The 14,597-nt window shown below is 46.4% G+C and carries 16 protein-coding genes; 10 read left to right on the forward strand and 6 right to left on the reverse strand.

The features are described from left to right. Positions 1-111: 111 nt before the first annotated feature. From ACLQ6D_RS04715 to ACLQ6D_RS04740, 6 genes are all read left to right on the forward strand, one after another. Positions 112-1,128: a hypothetical protein gene (locus ACLQ6D_RS04715; protein ID WP_411726132.1), complete on the forward strand. Its 1,017-nt coding sequence runs from the start codon at positions 112-114 to the stop codon at positions 1,126-1,128. 96 nt (positions 1,129-1,224) lie between these two features. Further along, positions 1,225-1,386 carry a hypothetical protein gene (locus tag ACLQ6D_RS04720; RefSeq protein ID WP_411726133.1) on the forward strand — a complete coding sequence of 54 codons (162 nt, stop codon included), beginning with the start codon at positions 1,225-1,227 and terminating at the stop codon, positions 1,384-1,386. 142 nt (positions 1,387-1,528) lie between these two features. After that, on the forward strand, positions 1,529-1,939 hold the full coding sequence (locus ACLQ6D_RS04725) for a single-stranded DNA-binding protein (RefSeq protein WP_411726134.1): 411 nt from the start codon (positions 1,529-1,531) through the stop codon (positions 1,937-1,939). 689 nt (positions 1,940-2,628) lie between these two features. Continuing rightward, positions 2,629-2,850, forward strand: a complete 222-nt coding sequence (locus ACLQ6D_RS04730; RefSeq protein WP_411726135.1) for a hypothetical protein — start codon at positions 2,629-2,631, stop codon at positions 2,848-2,850. 438 nt (positions 2,851-3,288) lie between these two features. Next, a complete protein-coding gene (locus tag ACLQ6D_RS04735; protein WP_411726136.1) occupies positions 3,289-5,286 on the forward strand; it encodes an N-6 DNA methylase in 1,998 nt (665 codons plus the stop codon). A 16-nt stretch (positions 5,287-5,302) separates the two neighbouring features. Further along, positions 5,303-6,748: a restriction endonuclease subunit S gene (locus ACLQ6D_RS04740; RefSeq protein WP_411726137.1), complete on the forward strand. Its 1,446-nt coding sequence runs from the start codon at positions 5,303-5,305 to the stop codon at positions 6,746-6,748. A gap of 312 nt (positions 6,749-7,060) precedes the next feature. Here the strand turns inward: ACLQ6D_RS04740 and ACLQ6D_RS04745 are convergent, their stop codons facing one another. From ACLQ6D_RS04745 to ACLQ6D_RS04755, 3 genes are read right to left on the reverse strand one after another with little or no spacing between them, the layout of a single operon-like run. Next, a complete protein-coding gene (locus tag ACLQ6D_RS04745; RefSeq protein WP_411726138.1) occupies positions 7,061-7,438 on the reverse strand; it encodes an HIT domain-containing protein in 378 nt (125 codons plus the stop codon). 16 nt (positions 7,439-7,454) lie between these two features. After that, on the reverse strand, positions 7,455-7,859 hold the full coding sequence (locus tag ACLQ6D_RS04750) for a hypothetical protein (RefSeq protein WP_411726139.1): 405 nt from the start codon (positions 7,857-7,859) through the stop codon (positions 7,455-7,457). Between the two features lie 8 nt (positions 7,860-7,867). Then, positions 7,868-8,026, reverse strand: coding sequence for a hypothetical protein (locus ACLQ6D_RS04755; protein ID WP_411726140.1), 159 nt, complete (start codon positions 8,024-8,026; stop codon positions 7,868-7,870). A gap of 15 nt (positions 8,027-8,041) precedes the next feature. On the opposite strand from ACLQ6D_RS04755, the gene ACLQ6D_RS04760 reads away from it, so the two are divergent. Next, the gene (locus ACLQ6D_RS04760; protein WP_411726141.1) at positions 8,042-8,314 is read left to right on the forward strand and encodes an IS66 family transposase; all 273 of its coding nucleotides are present in this window, start codon (positions 8,042-8,044) and stop codon (positions 8,312-8,314) included. A 93-nt stretch (positions 8,315-8,407) separates the two neighbouring features. On the opposite strand, the gene ACLQ6D_RS04765 is transcribed toward ACLQ6D_RS04760, so the two are convergent. After that, entirely contained in the window at positions 8,408-9,253 is an 846-nt protein-coding gene (locus ACLQ6D_RS04765; protein ID WP_411726142.1) for a sulfurtransferase, read from the reverse strand. Beyond that, complete coding sequence (locus ACLQ6D_RS04770) at positions 9,250-10,239, reverse strand: NAD(P)H-quinone oxidoreductase (protein WP_411726143.1); 990 nt, start codon at positions 10,237-10,239, stop codon at positions 9,250-9,252. Before ACLQ6D_RS04770 ends, ACLQ6D_RS04765 begins: the two co-directional genes overlap by 4 nt. A 70-nt stretch (positions 10,240-10,309) precedes the next feature. On the opposite strand from ACLQ6D_RS04770, the gene argC reads away from it, so the two are divergent. Then, positions 10,310-11,350 (forward strand): N-acetyl-gamma-glutamyl-phosphate reductase, encoded by a 1,041-nt coding sequence (gene argC / locus ACLQ6D_RS04775; protein WP_411726146.1) that lies wholly within the window; start codon positions 10,310-10,312, stop codon positions 11,348-11,350. A gap of 64 nt (positions 11,351-11,414) precedes the next feature. Beyond that, positions 11,415-11,747: an iron-sulfur cluster insertion protein ErpA gene (erpA, locus tag ACLQ6D_RS04780; protein WP_411726144.1), complete on the forward strand. Its 333-nt coding sequence runs from the start codon at positions 11,415-11,417 to the stop codon at positions 11,745-11,747. A 131-nt stretch (positions 11,748-11,878) separates the two neighbouring features. Here the strand turns inward: erpA and ACLQ6D_RS04785 are convergent, their stop codons facing one another. Continuing rightward, positions 11,879-13,084, reverse strand: a complete 1,206-nt coding sequence (locus tag ACLQ6D_RS04785; protein WP_411726145.1) for a peptidoglycan DD-metalloendopeptidase family protein — start codon at positions 13,082-13,084, stop codon at positions 11,879-11,881. A gap of 161 nt (positions 13,085-13,245) precedes the next feature. Here ACLQ6D_RS04785 and tyrS point away from each other — a divergent pair, with 161 nt between their 5' ends. Next, positions 13,246-14,442 carry a tyrosine--tRNA ligase gene (tyrS, locus tag ACLQ6D_RS04790; RefSeq protein WP_411726147.1) on the forward strand — a complete coding sequence of 399 codons (1,197 nt, stop codon included), beginning with the start codon at positions 13,246-13,248 and terminating at the stop codon, positions 14,440-14,442. Positions 14,443-14,597: the final 155 nt, after the last annotated feature.

Raw genomic sequence — 14,597 nt, forward strand, 5'->3', positions numbered from 1 at the left:
ATGACCAGATCGTTGATGTGTGTTGCCACGCATGGAACCAGTTCGCCAGCCAACCCGACACCATCCGAAATCTTTGCTCCCGTAAATGGGCTTTATTAATATGATAATCTATTGGGATTGGTATTACACGCTAAGGCCGAACGCTTTATCCGCAACACTGGCAACGGGGCAGGAAGGGGCAGGCGCAACCCAGACATGACGGCAAAGGCCGCACCGTTCAACAGGTCTTTAACCATTATGACGGGTGAAGACCTGCCCAAAGGCCAAAGCATCATGGCTAGGCTGTTGGTTCTCGAGCTATCGCCTGGAGACATAAACATCGTAACCATGAGACGCTTGGAACAAGCCGCAAGGGATGGCGCATTAATGCGAATCATGGCAGCTTACATCAAGTGGTTAGCCCAGCGCCTGGACACTCTTAAAAAGGAGTTTCCGCAAGAAGTCATTGACATTCGGGATAGAACCATAAGGCAAGATATGATTAATTCCCATGGCCGCACCCCTGAAATGTTCGCCAATCTGGTAGCGGGTGCATCAACATTCTACGACTTCCTTGAAGATGTTGGCATGATCGACAGTGCCACCAAGGAATTGAGGCAGGACGCAATAGAGCAAGCCTTGCTGACGGCATTCAAGAGCCAATCGAGCTACCAGCAAGATCAAGACGAAGTGGAACGCTGTGCCGATTTGGTGCGGTCAGTCTTAAGCAGCGGCGGCGGGCATATTGCCTTAGCCGAAAACCAAGGCCCTCCATCCGTGCACCCTCAGCGCTACGGTTATTGCAAAAGCCTTGAAACAAACGAAATTAGATCGCAAGGCGATTTATTTGCTTGGTATTGGCACAAGGACGGCAAAGACGGGCAAATCTGGCTGGATAAAAACACGACATATCGGCTGATTAGTGAATTCGCCAGAAAAGCAGGTGAACCGTTCCTAATGAGTTCAAGTACCTTGTGGCGGCGGATGAATGAGCGCGGCTTGCTTCTGGCAACGGAAAAAGGCAAAGACGGCACAGGAAAGTTGGACGTTAAACGCACAATCGCGGGAGTCTCCAGAAGGGTGTTGGTCATATCGGAAAGCTGGCTTTTGCCAACGCCTGAAACCGAACAAAAGCCCAATGCGAAATAAAGTGAACGTATAGTATATATTTCTTGGTGGAATTAGGGGAGATAGCTAAATATAGGGGGTTATCTGTTTGTTTTTATTTACATTTAATCTCCCCTAATGGCTGAAAATAATGGGGGAGACACGGGGGAGATGGGGGAGCAAATTAAAACAGGTTTTAGGGTAAAAAAATTGAGTTTGAAAGGAGAAAAAGGCTGTTTTTGGGCTAAATTGGGCATATCTCACAACAAAATAGGGGAGATTCCCCCAAGCTTCCCCTAATTTTTTGACCACTTAGGGAGCGTAAACCCGCACCACGCCTGGCTTTGAAGGCAATCTCCCCTAATTCCCCTAATTCCCCCCGTTTTTCAGCAGGTATACACACACAAACATTGTTATTGAATTTTCACAGGACAAACAACCCATGATCGACGCACTCATTACCGGGAAACTAACCAAAGATACCGAGCTAAAAACCAGCAAGAACAATAACCAATATTGCCAATTCCTTTTGGGCGTTCATATAGGCGAACCCGATAACATCATTGTCTCGTGTATCGCCTTTGGTGACATTGCCCAACGGATCGCCAAACTGGGCAAAGGCGATGCACTGGCCGTTACCGGTAGCCTAAAACCCACCGAGTGGCAGGACAAGGCCACCGGCGAAACCCGCCACGGCCTAAGCGTCACCGTCTCCAACACCTTAAGCCCTTACGACATCAAAAAGAAACGCAAGGCGGCGGATGGCGGATCGAGCCAAGCTAACCCGCAACAGCAGGGCTATGAACGCCTGTATGGCAATCCAGAGCCGTTCAATGACGGGATCGGGTTTTGATGGCAACGGAATTGATCGGTATGCTGGAGGCGTTCCCTTCTGAGGCGCAATTGATCGGTATGCTGGAGGCAGTTGATAATGACATTTACCGCGCCACCCAAGGACACCAATAAGGTAGGCTGGCAACAGCGGGTAGCAACGAAACCCAATATGCCTAGAGCGATTCAGGGCTGATACAGGCAACGATTGAGCCTATCGACGGGAAACCCTACCGGCACTAAAAACGTGGCACAGGGCGCAACCACACACGGTTGGTTTGCATGGATGAAACCTATTACATAATTACAGTATCGAGTCGATGGTGAAATAGTCTCCAATTACTTACCCGCACATGTAAGCCTAGGGCGACGCAAAGCGGCGGGATCGGCCTAGAGAATTGACCCCCCCCTATAGGTCAAGGCACAGCCCACCCAGTTGATGAAAGGATACCTAGATCATTGGCAACGCCAAACACATCATGGTGATCTGTATTAATTACATCAAAGCCAGGTTGTGGTTTTTTCTATTTGGGCTTCGAGACTAAAGGCAAACGACATAGCATGACGGCATAGCAGCAACCCACGCTACTTAATTGGAGACAGGGCAAAAGCAAGGGCTAAGGGTGATAATGCTTCGTTGTATTTAACTGTACTTCTTTGCCATAGTTTCTAATAGAATATCTGTAGGCATATCGGATAGGGGCATTACCCATGACCCCAACAGAACTAATTGTTAAATGCTATGCTGTGCAATTGCTATCAAGACGCGCCCAGCTATCATCATGGCTGAAATACTACCTTATCGTAGGGAAGGTTACGCTATGCCACGGCAAAGACCGCCAAAGCACAGGACGCACATTTGATGAGACCATGCCGCTGATCCCCGCATGGGCGGGAATACCGTATTTTGACTCCCGAAAATTTTGGGAGTGAAACGCTGATCCCCGCATGGGCGGGAATACCCGCCGCTTACCGCAAAGATGTAAAAAAGATTTTTACCGGATTTTCAAACAGCTTTAACCACAAACCTAGTCCCGGTTTTTATGAAAAACAGGGGCAGCGTTAATCAAACTGGTATACATTTTGGTATACCTTTTAAAATTAAAATTGTTTATGCCGCTATTTGCAAGGCTTTCAGGCAATTGTCCGATTGACTCTCTCGCCTGATTAAAGGTTCACTTTTTAGTGGCATTGTCCTCCGTAGGAAATACATATTTAATGTAAATTCCCAACTCTTATAAGGATTTACCCTAAAATAACGTCATAGGCGCAATACCTTATTTCCTTTACATAATGCTAAAAATTCATCGTGTAAATTTTAGCGACGCTATCTCTCAAAAATTGGAACAACCAGATTGAACAGGACAACCCATGACCACAACCCTTGGTGAACTACTCAAAGATTCCGCCTATAAGCTCACCCAATTCAGCGCAGATAAAATTCAAGCGTTTGAAGACGGTATTGTAACCAAAGACATGCGCGGTAAAGTCACACCGCATGTCAATTGTTTAGTGCGGAAGAAAGAAATAAAGCTCACTCCGGAAGAAGCTATGCGCCAGCTATATTTGATGGTGCTAACGCAGGATTTGGGCTATCCAACCAGCAGAATGGAACTGGAATACGGCGTAACGTTCGGGCGCGAGAAAAAACGTGCGGATATTTGCATCTTTGATAAAGCCAATCCTACCGTGCCCTATATTTTGGTCGAACTCAAAAAGCCCAAACTCAAAGACGGTAAAGAACAACTCAAAAGTTATTGCAACGCCACAGGCGCACCGATGGGCGTATGGAGCAATGGCGAATCCATTTCCTACTATCACCGCAAAGACCCGAATTATTTTGAAGACATCCCTGAAATCCCCAAGGCGGCGGAAAAGCTTTCTGATGTTTTATCGGAACGCTGGACGATTGACGACCTTATCAAAAAGGACAAGCTCGTTAAAGAGAGAAAATCCCTCAAAGACTTGATCCTGGAAATGGAAGACGAAGTCCTTGCCAATGCAGGTGTGGATGTCTTTGAAGAACTGTTCAAGTTGATTTTTACCAAACTGTATGACGAAATGGAATCAGGACGCGACAAAAAGCGGCATTTAGTCTTTAAAAATTATGGCGATACCGAGACCGAATTGCGTACCAAAATTCAGGCCTTATTCGACAAAGCCAAAACTAAGTGGGAAGGCGTTTTTACCGACGATGCCAAACTGCTGCTCACGCCCAGCCATTTAGCCGTTTGCATCGCCTCGCTGGAAGGTGTCAAGTTGTTTAATTCCAATCTCGATGTGGTCGATGAAGCCTTTGAATACCTGATTAACAAATCCAGTAAAGGCGAAAAAGGGCAGTATTTCACGCCGCGTTATGTGATTGATATGTGCGTGAAAATGCTCAACCCACAAGAGCAAGAAACGCTGATTGACACTGCCGCAGGCAGTTGCGGGTTTCCTGTGCATGGCATTTTTCATGTCTGGGACAGTATTCAGCGCGAGACGGGCGACAAAGTTAGCCCATTATTCTCGACCGAGAAAAAAGGCGGGCGTTACGAAGATTATGTGCAAAATAAAGTGTTCGCCATCGACTTCGACGAAAAAGCCGTGCGCGTCGGTAGAACACTTAACCTGATAGCAGGTGACGGGCAAACCAATGTGTTGCACCTTAATACGCTGGACTATGAACGCTGGGACGAAAAAACCAAAGATGAAGACTGGTTGGACATCTACGGCGAAGGCTGGAAAAAAATACGCAAACTGCGGCAAGACAAAGACAATAACCGTGATTTTGGCTTTGATGTGTTGATGGCAAACCCGCCGTTTGCGGGCGACATCAAAGAAACACGCATCCTTGCCAAATATGAATTGGGCAAAAAAGACAATGGCAAATACCAGTCCAATGTCGGGCGGGATATTCTGTTCATCGAGCGTAACCTCAACTTCCTAAAACCCGGCGGACGTATGGCAGTGGTGCTGCCGCAAGGCCGTTTCAACAATTCCAGCGACAAAAACATCCGTGAATTTATTGCCGGACACTGCCGCATTCTGGGTGTAGTTGGTCTACACGGAAACGTCTTCAAGCCGCACACCGGCACCAAAACCAGCGTGTTGCTGGTGCAAAAATGGGATGAAAAGCTCTGCCCCAAGGTGGACGATTACCCGATTTTCTTTGCCACCATGCAGGAACCGAGCAAGGACAATTCCGGCGACAAAATTTATGTCAAAAATGCCGACGGCTCGCCCATGCTGGATGCCCACGAACACTTGATCGTAAAGCATGACCTGTTTAACCATGACGGCCTAACAAAAGACGGCATAGCCGAAGCGTTTATCGAGTTTGCCAAAAAGGAACGCTTAAGTTTTTTCTCTAAGCCCTTTCAATGAAGCCCGTTATCGGGCGTTGTTGGAAGGGCTGGAAATATCAGAACTCAAACTTAGCGAAGTACTGTTTGATAACCTTCACATGCGGTTTGATAGTGAGTATTTTAAGAAGCAATACCTTGATTTCTTTCACTCCGTGTCTAATTTAGTCCCACTAGGTGATTTTGTTGCTGAAGGGTACAGGGTTATTTATGAAAACACGGAAATTCTTAATAAGGAAGATGGCAAGGCCAATAATTGTCCGTTCTTTTTACAGGCGGCAGATTTAGAAACTCCTTTTATCAAAACTGATAATCTTTTCTATGTTCACGAAAATGATTGGTTGCAATACCCAAAAGGACGGATCAAATGCGGTGAATTGTTAATTGAAGTTAAAGGAAAAATTGAAAAGGTTGCCTTAGTACCTGATGATTTTCCAGAGAAAACTTTGGTGACAGGTAGTCTATACAAGATGAGCGTAAATCAGAACATCAACAAGCATTATTTACTGGCTTACTTGATTTGCAAGTATGGTGTCGCGTTTAAAGACCGCTACAAGACCAATTTGTTAATTTCATTTGTTAGTAAAGACGACTTGTACAGAATTCCGATTCCTAAGTTGACTCCTGAATTTCAGGATGAGATAGAGAAGATTTTCCTGAAACTATTCAAACAGCAAAGAGAAGCAAAGGCTTTCTACGCCCAAGCCGAAAATCTGCTACTCGACACGCTAGGCTTGGCGGATTTTTCACCCAGCCCAGAAAAAGTCAACATCAAGTCATTCAAAGACTCATTCGTCGCCACAGACCGCCTGGATGCAGAGTACTTTCATCCAGCTAAAGAATCAGCACAAGACTTTTTGGATAAGCTGCCCGGGAAAACTGTCGGGGAAATGTTTGTTTCAGTCCGCAAGTTATGGCAACCTGACGTTGCACATCAAACACAATTAGTCCAAAACTATGACTTGACCGATGCCCTTTCTCCTTTCCTGGATTCAGGGAAAGAGTATGGCACACCAGAAACCATTTCAAGTACGAAGAAAATTATTGAAAAAGGCGACATTATAGTTTCACGCTTACGCTCTTACTTGAAAGAAATTGCATTAGTCCTTCACGACAATCACGAACCGATGGTAGCCTCAACAGAATTTATTGTCTTGCGACCCTGTAGTGATATGCGAACCGAAACCCTCTTGATTTATTTGCGCTCACTCTTACCGCAACTTATTTTCAAATGGTCTCAAGATGGTTCAAATCATCCACGGTTTGATGAGAAAGAGTTACTTAACCTAAAAGTACCTGAGATTTTATTAGAATACCAAGAAGAAATTTCCACTCTTACCCAGAATTTTGTAAAAAATAGACGACAAGCAAAGGAATTGCTCGAGGTGGCTAAACGGGCGGTCGAAATAGCCATTGAAATGGATGAAAATACCGCCATGAGTTTTATTGCCAACCAAATAGAGGAAAAAGGGCAAGGACTTTAAGGAATTCCTGAATAAGTCCTCGACAGGCTTCCTTCGACATGCTCAGGACGAACGGTTTGTTGATTCCGTTCGTGGTGAGCTTGTCGAAACATGAACGGAATCAACTTGTCCAGAGCTTCTTTAAGTTAAGGCGAACTGCGTCATACCGGCATGGATTGCCGGTATCCAGTTCACAGGGATGTGTTCGACTTTGCCATCCTTGGCTCCTGGGTTCCGGCATTCCCTGCCGGAACGACGGTAACTTGAGCTGAAGCGGGTGATTTAACTCCATTGATTCCTAGTCATTTACGCCGAGTGTATCGCTTATTAAGCTTACTGTATCTGTAAGTTCTGCCCTGAATAGGGAATTGCAGAAAATTTCCCCCATACTGGCGCAGGCCAAGCCTTATCTGAGTGGTAACGTACGACGTGATGGACATGGAGTTGAGGGACGAGATTGCCAATCGCCGCAATGTTGATTTTGTCGGCCTTATAAAGCGTTTTTAGCCGCTCGGCAAGATAGCTGGATTCTTCAATCAACAAGCCGCGTTGTTGTTTGTTGAGCTGAAAAATTTCCGTTATTTCCTCTATTTCAGGCACCAGGATGAACCAGGGAAATTGCTTGTCGTTCATCAACAGCAAGCGGCATAAGGCTAACCGGCCAATTGAAATGCAGTCCTTTTCCAGTTGCGAATGCAGGTGAAATGTCATGGAAGTCTGTTTCAATTTACGATGTTTTTTGTTCACAAAAACTGACCGTCTCCTTGATCCCGCCCAGATGCCTGCCTAGTTCCCGCAAGCGTTCAGGTGTGCCTATGTCCATCCAGAATCCGGAATAGTGTTGCCCTGTCGCTTTTTTTGCCGCAATAGCCTCGCGTAGCAAAGGCGCTAATTTGCTTTTCCCTGCTGGCGTTTTGCTAAATAGGTCGGGATGGTATAGGCCGATACCGCTAAAAGTAAGTGGGTGGCCGTCGTTTTCCGTGACTTGACCGGCGCTGTCGAGGCCAAAATCGCCCCGAGCATGATGCGCAGGATTATCGACCAGCACTAAATGCGCCAAATCAACGCTAATATTTTTAAATCCTGCAAACGGAAAATCCGTTGCAATATCACCATTGACGACTAAAAACACATCCCTGCCTAGCAGGGCAATGCGTTAATGATACCCCCGGCGGTTTCCAGCGCTTGCTCACCTTCTGATGAATAAGCGATGCGTGGGTAGCCGGTTACCTTACACAGTATCGGCCCTGCCGAAACAGGCCAAAGCCGAATGTCCACCGCCAGGGCCCACGAAAACACCCGGCCGGCCCAAATGTGGCGTCCCGTAATTTGCTTGAATGTGTGCTGGACTATGAAACCGAAACCTTGCGCTTCATGACCGATACAGGGATGCCGTTCACCAACAACCAGGGCGAGAACGACATCCGCATGACCAAGGCCCACCAGAAAATCGCCGGATGCTTCCGCCCTCAAGAAGACGGCGGTATCTTTTTCCAGGTACGCAGTTATTTATCCACCTGCCGGGGAAACAATGTCTCGGCAACGCAGGCTTTGGCCCTGCTTTTCGAAGGGACGCTGCCTGCCTAGTACACGCCTGCTAGCAGCGCTCCATAACTAGCTACGCTGAATAGTTCTCATTTTTTAAGCCCAAATTTAATGGAGCGCTTATTACTACAAACGCTATTTGGTAACAATCGGCCTGTTTTTATTGCGAATCCATTCACTCCAGGAACCAGCATACAACTTGGAGCCAGTTAGCCCTGCCACTTCCATCGCCAGCAAATTATGGCAGGCGGTAACGCCTGAGCCGCAGGTGTGAACGACTTGCCCAGGATTTTTTTCACCAATGATCTGTTTGAATTGGGAGCGTAAATCCTTGGCTGATAAAAAAAAGCCTTTGCTATCCAGATTTAACTGAAAGGGACGGTTTAAGGCTCCTGGAATGTGTCCGGCAACGGGATCGATAGGCTCCCGTTCGCCGCGATAACGCTCTGGCGTTCTGGCATCGATGAGGCACAGAGATTTTCGCGCAAGGCCATTTTGGACTTGCAAAGCCGTCAATCCTGAGTTTTCGGCAGGATAGGCCCTGAAAATGGCGGCCTTAATGGTGGGTAAGGTTGTGGTGACAGGATAACCGAGCTTTTGCCAATGCTTATAGCCGCCATCCAGCACCGCGATTTTGTCATGGCCCAAGCATCGTAACAACCACCATAAACGCCCGGCAAATGCGCCGCTGACATCATCATAAACAACCACCTGGCTGTCGTTAGCTATGCCCCATGTACCTAGTTTCTTTACTAGCGAGGTAAAGCTAGGCAACGGGTGGCGACCGGTTAAATCAGTGACGGTGGATGATAAATCTTTATCCAGATGTGCATAACGGGCGTTTGGGATATGCCCGTGCCGATAAGCCTTAAATCCCGCTTCGGTGTCTGCCAAAGAAAACCGGCAGTCGATGATGACCCAGTCGAGGTCGTTAAGATGTTGATTGAGGCTTTCTGCTGAAATGAGGGTCGTGTATGTCATGTATCTACCATTAAGATGATTTTGCCCGTGTGTTGGCTGCTTTCCATGAGTCCGTGCGCTTTTACGGCATCGCTGAGGGCAAAGGTGGAATGGATTATGGGCTTAATACGTCCTGAAGCAAACAAAGGCCAGACATTTTTCAACAATTTGCTGGCGATGTCAGATTTGAATGTATCGTCCCTTGCCCTTAAAGTTGATCCGGTTAGTGTGAGCCGTTTTAACATCACTGGCAAGAGGTTGATGTCCGATTTCGGGCTTTTTTGCACGGCGATTTGTACCAGCCTGCCCTCAACAGCAAGGCATTGAAGGTTGCGCGGGAAATAATCGCCACCGATCATATCCAGGATCACGTTAACTCCCGCGCCTTGGGTAATTTGGTTGATTTCGCTGACAAAATCCTGCTCGTGGTAGTTGATGGCGGCATCCGCACCAAGATCGCGGCAAAACTGACACTTAGCTGATGAGCCTGCGGTTACTATAATATTAGCACCGAACGCTTTGGCGAGTTGTATCGCCGTCGTGCCTATGCCGCTGCTGCCGCCATGGACTAAGAGTGTTTCGCCTTGTTGTAAGTGTCCGCGATCAAACATATTGCTCCACACGGTAAAAAAGGTTTCCGGTATGCCAGCGGCTTCGGCATAAGACAGGTTTTCGGGAATCGGCAAGCATAAAGACGCGGAAGCCAGGCAGTATTCAGCATAACCGCCACCTGTGACTAATGCACAAACTTTATCGCCGATAGCCAGGGTACTGGAATTATCGCTTATGGCAGCTATAATTCCGGCAATTTCAAGACCGAGAATGTCAGATGCGCCGAGTGGAGGAGGGTACAATCCTTTGCGCTGCATGACATCGGGACGATTGACTCCAGCGGCCATGACTTTAATTAGTGCCTGGCCTGCGCTCGGCTTAGGTACAGGGCATTCTACGGGCGATAATTTTCCCGATTGAACTTCGATAGCGCGCATGATGTCGGGTATCCGCATAACTTTGGTATGGGAAAAGTCGGGTTGTGGGTATTATATACACACTATTTTTATGGGGTTAAGGAAAGAGATGATTCGCGCGGGCATTGTCGGCGGCACTGGTTATACAGGTGTTGAGTTACTACGGATTTTGGCATTGCATCCTGAGGTTGAAGTGGCTGTCGTCACTTCACGCGCAGATGCTGGAATGAGGGTCGATGCACTTTATCCCAGCCTGCGCGGTGTGATCGACGTAGTTTTTTCTGCACCTGATGTTGATGTGTTGGCTGGCTGTGACGTTGTGTTTTTTGCCACGCCCAATGGTACTGCGATGCTGATGGCAAAAGCACTGTTGGAACGCAAAGTGAAGGTCATTGACCTTTCCGCAGATTTCCGCCTGAAAGATGCCAAAGAGTGGGGCGTGTGGTATGGCATGGCTCATGCCTGCCCCGAATTGCTTGCAGAAGCCGTGTATGGTTTGCCTGAGGTTAATCGTGAAAAAATAAAGAAAACCCGCTTGCTTGCTTGCCCAGGCTGCTATCCCACGTCAGTCCAACTTGGATTTTTGCCTTTGCTTGAAAAAGGCTTGGTCGATACCAAGCATTTGATTGCCGATGTGAAATCCGGTGTCAGTGGGGCAGGGCGCAAGGCTGAATTAGCTATGCTAATGAGCGAAACGGGAGAAAGCTTTAAGGCATATTCAGTGAGTGGGCATCGGCACTTGCCGGAGATTACTCAAGGACTGGAAGCGGCTGCGGGAGATTCCGTTAACCTAACCTTTGTGCCGCATTTAACGCCGATGGTTCGGGGTATCCATGCAACTTTATACGCCCAATTCAGTCATAGAAAAGTTAGTTTGGATGCGCTACAAGGTTTGTACGAACAGCGTTATGCCAATGAATTGTTTGTAGATGTATTGCCATCAGGTTCGCACCCCGATACCCGAAATGTCAGGGGTTCCAATATGTGCCAGATTGCTATCCATCAACCGCAGGGCGGCGATACGGTCGTGATATTGTCGGTGATTGATAATCTGGTGAAGGGTGCAGCAGGTCAGGCGATCCAAAACATGAATTTGATGTTTGGATTGCCTGAGGACAGGGGCTTGAAAATTTTGGCTCTGTACCCATAATCCTTGACTATGGAAGGTGGACTATCCATAATAACAATGTTTTTATTTTTCTGGTGACATTATTATGGCTGAACCAATTATTTTTACTGACAGCGCGGCCTCCAAGGTGAGCGAATTGATCGCTGAGGAAGGTAATGATAATCTGAAATTGCGGGTCTATGTCAGCGGCGGCGGCTGCTCTGGCTTTCAATACGGGTTTACCTTCGATGAAGAAATCAACGAAGATGACACCAGCGTTGAAAAAGGCGGTGTCACCGTGTTAATCGACTCCATGAGCATTCAGTACCTGACTGGTGCGGAAGTGGATTATAAGGAAGATTTGTCGGGTGCTCAGTTTGTCATCCGTAACCCCACCGCAAAAACGACGTGTGGCTGTGGGTCGTCTTTTTCTGTCTGATAGCTTATTATTGCAGTTTTCAAGGACAGTTTTATCTCAAAAAAAAACGGACAATGTCCGGTTTTTTTATGGGTAAATTTCGATCAAAGCGCTAAAGGTATCAAAGCCAGTAGAAACTAAATTGCTTGGCGTTAATTGTAGGCGTTAACGTTTTTTACAAAGAGTGAATTGGCCTTGATAAGGTTAAGTTTAGCCAAAGGAACCTGGGTTTGGGATTTAAAATCCGCCAGAGCCATACTTCTAAAAGGTATTGAATTAGATAGCTGTGCGGTCAAAGGATTTTGGTGCAAACCATCGATACGGAATTCATAATGTAAATGTGGGCCTGTCGCCAAACCGGTTTGACCCACATAGCCGATAACTTCGCCCTGCCTGACCATGCTGCCTTCCTGCAATTCACTTTTATATTTGGACAGATGTGCATAAACCGTTTCATAACGGTCACCATGCTTAATGATGACAACCTGACCGTACCCACCTTTCCTGCCAAGGAAAGCGATTTTACCAGAACCTGTTGCCTTGACTGGTGTGCCTGTTCTGGCGGCGTAATCAACGCCTTTATGCGCCCGGATTCTGTTGAGTACGGGATGCCGTCGGTTTGAGTTGAAGTGTGAGCTGATGCGGGCAAAGTCAACGGGTGTGCTAAGAAATGCTTTTTGTAAGGCATTGCCTTCAGGTGTGTAGTAATTAGAGTAGCCTTCTTTATCAATGAATCTGACGGCCCGAAAAGTTTTTCCACGATTGACAAATTCCGCCGCAACAATGTCGTCAGCGCCATTAAATCCACCCCGTTCATACACCACCGTAAAGCGGTCACCATTGTGTAGATTTGTGGCAAAATCAATGTCCCACGCAAAAATCTGCGTTAACTGGTTCATCAATTCCTCGGATAATCCCGCTTTTTTACCCGCTTGAGGCAGAGAAGATGTGACCGTTCCCTGGCCGCTAGCCAATTGCAACATGTTGAACTTGTGGGTGTACAGGTTAAATCTACGACCGAAGTTTGGGTAGCTCGATAAACCAAAGCGACTTGATAATCTCCTGAATTCTTGCGGTCTATCAGTGGAGATTGTCGTAAACTGGGTTCGATCTCGATTTGCGCTTACGATTTTATGCGCTTCTGAGGCGCCTAATTTGGAGAAAATTTCAGAAGGTGCTTCACCCGGCTTCACTTTGTGCATCATGATTCGTGTGTGGGTGGCATTGGGGGAATTGGTTGTTTTTTGAGACTCGGCATTGCCGATTGTGGATGTAAAAACCAAAAAAAAGCTCATTAAATAAGCAGGAAAAGGTTTGGTCTTTACAGCAGAATCTCTAAGTTTTTGAATTTTAATCAAAATAAATATCCTGTATTTTCCAGCATTTGATTGTAAGGTTTTTTTTTAAATTCACCAACAATTAAATGCCGCTTAATTGGGGCAAAAATATTTTATTCCTGGCAAATACTCAATAAACCTATAATAGCCGCCATTAGAAAAGTGTCATTTTGGAGAAAAAATTGCAAGAGGAAGTATTGGATCATCTATTAAGAGGGACAGAGGAAATCCTGGTTAAACACGAATTCGTAAAAAAGCTGGAGGAAGGAAGGCCGCTTAGGATAAAAGCGGGTTTTGATCCGACCGCTCCGGATTTGCACTTGGGTCACACCGTGCTGATAAATAAGCTCAAGCAATTCCAAGATTTCGGTCATGAAATCCTCTTTTTAATAGGCGATTTCACCGGCATGATCGGAGACCCGACTGGGAAAAATGTCACGCGCAAGCCTTTGACTCAACGAGAAGTTATGGAGAATGCCAAGACATATCAAGAGCAGATTTTTAAGATACTTGATCCAGATAAAACTAAAATTGTGTTCAATTCCACTTGGATGAATACTATGTCGTCAGCGGATTTGATCCAACTGGCCGCCAAGCATACTGTGGCCAGGATGCTTGAGCGGGATGATTTTAGCAAACGCTATAGAAGTGGGCAGCCCATTGCCATTCATGAATTTTTATACCCATTGATACAAGGCTACGATTCTGTGGTCATGAAAGCCGACGTTGAATTAGGCGGAACCGACCAAAAATTTAATTTGCTGGTGGGTCGGCAATTGCAGGAAGTGTATGGTCAATCTCCTCAAATTGTTATAACCATGCCAATATTGGAAGGCTTGGATGGCATCCAAAAAATGTCCAAATCCATGAATAACTACATTGGTATAGCCGATGCCCAGGATGACATGTTCGGCAAAATTATGTCGATTTCAGATGAGCTGATGTGGCGTTATTTTGAATTATTAAGCTTCGAAAAAATGGAGCGTATTAATGCATACAAGTTCGCCTGCGATTCAGGTGCGGAAAATCCTAGAAACATCAAATACGAATTGGCCAAGGAAATTGTTAACAGATTTCACGGTGGCACATCTGCTGGAGATGCTATGCGGAATTTCATTGCACAATTTCAACGTGGCGCTATGCCCGATGAGGTTTGTGAGATTACATTGAACACGAGTGCGGAAACATATTGTATTGCCAACTTGCTAAAAGATGCTGGATTAACGAGCAGCACATCCGAAGCAGTCCGCATGATAAACCAGGGTGCAGTAAAAATTGATGGTGAAAAAATTTCCGACCCGAAATTGGGCATACCTTCAGGGACGCATCATGTCTACCAGGTGGGCAAAAGAAAGTTTGCGCGTGTTGCTTTGGGTTGATTTAGGTATAGAACTTCCTGATTGGCACATTTCCCTGTTTGACAACTTTATTCAAATCTGTATAATCGTTGGACTCAGCGGGGCTGTTGCCCTGCGCTCTTTAACAAGATGGCCAAAATAATGAGTGTGGGCGCTTGTGCCGGCGGCCTGTGCCC

The organism is Methyloglobulus sp. (assembly GCF_046714055.1).
GTDB lineage: Bacteria > Pseudomonadota > Gammaproteobacteria > Methylococcales > Methylomonadaceae > Methyloglobulus.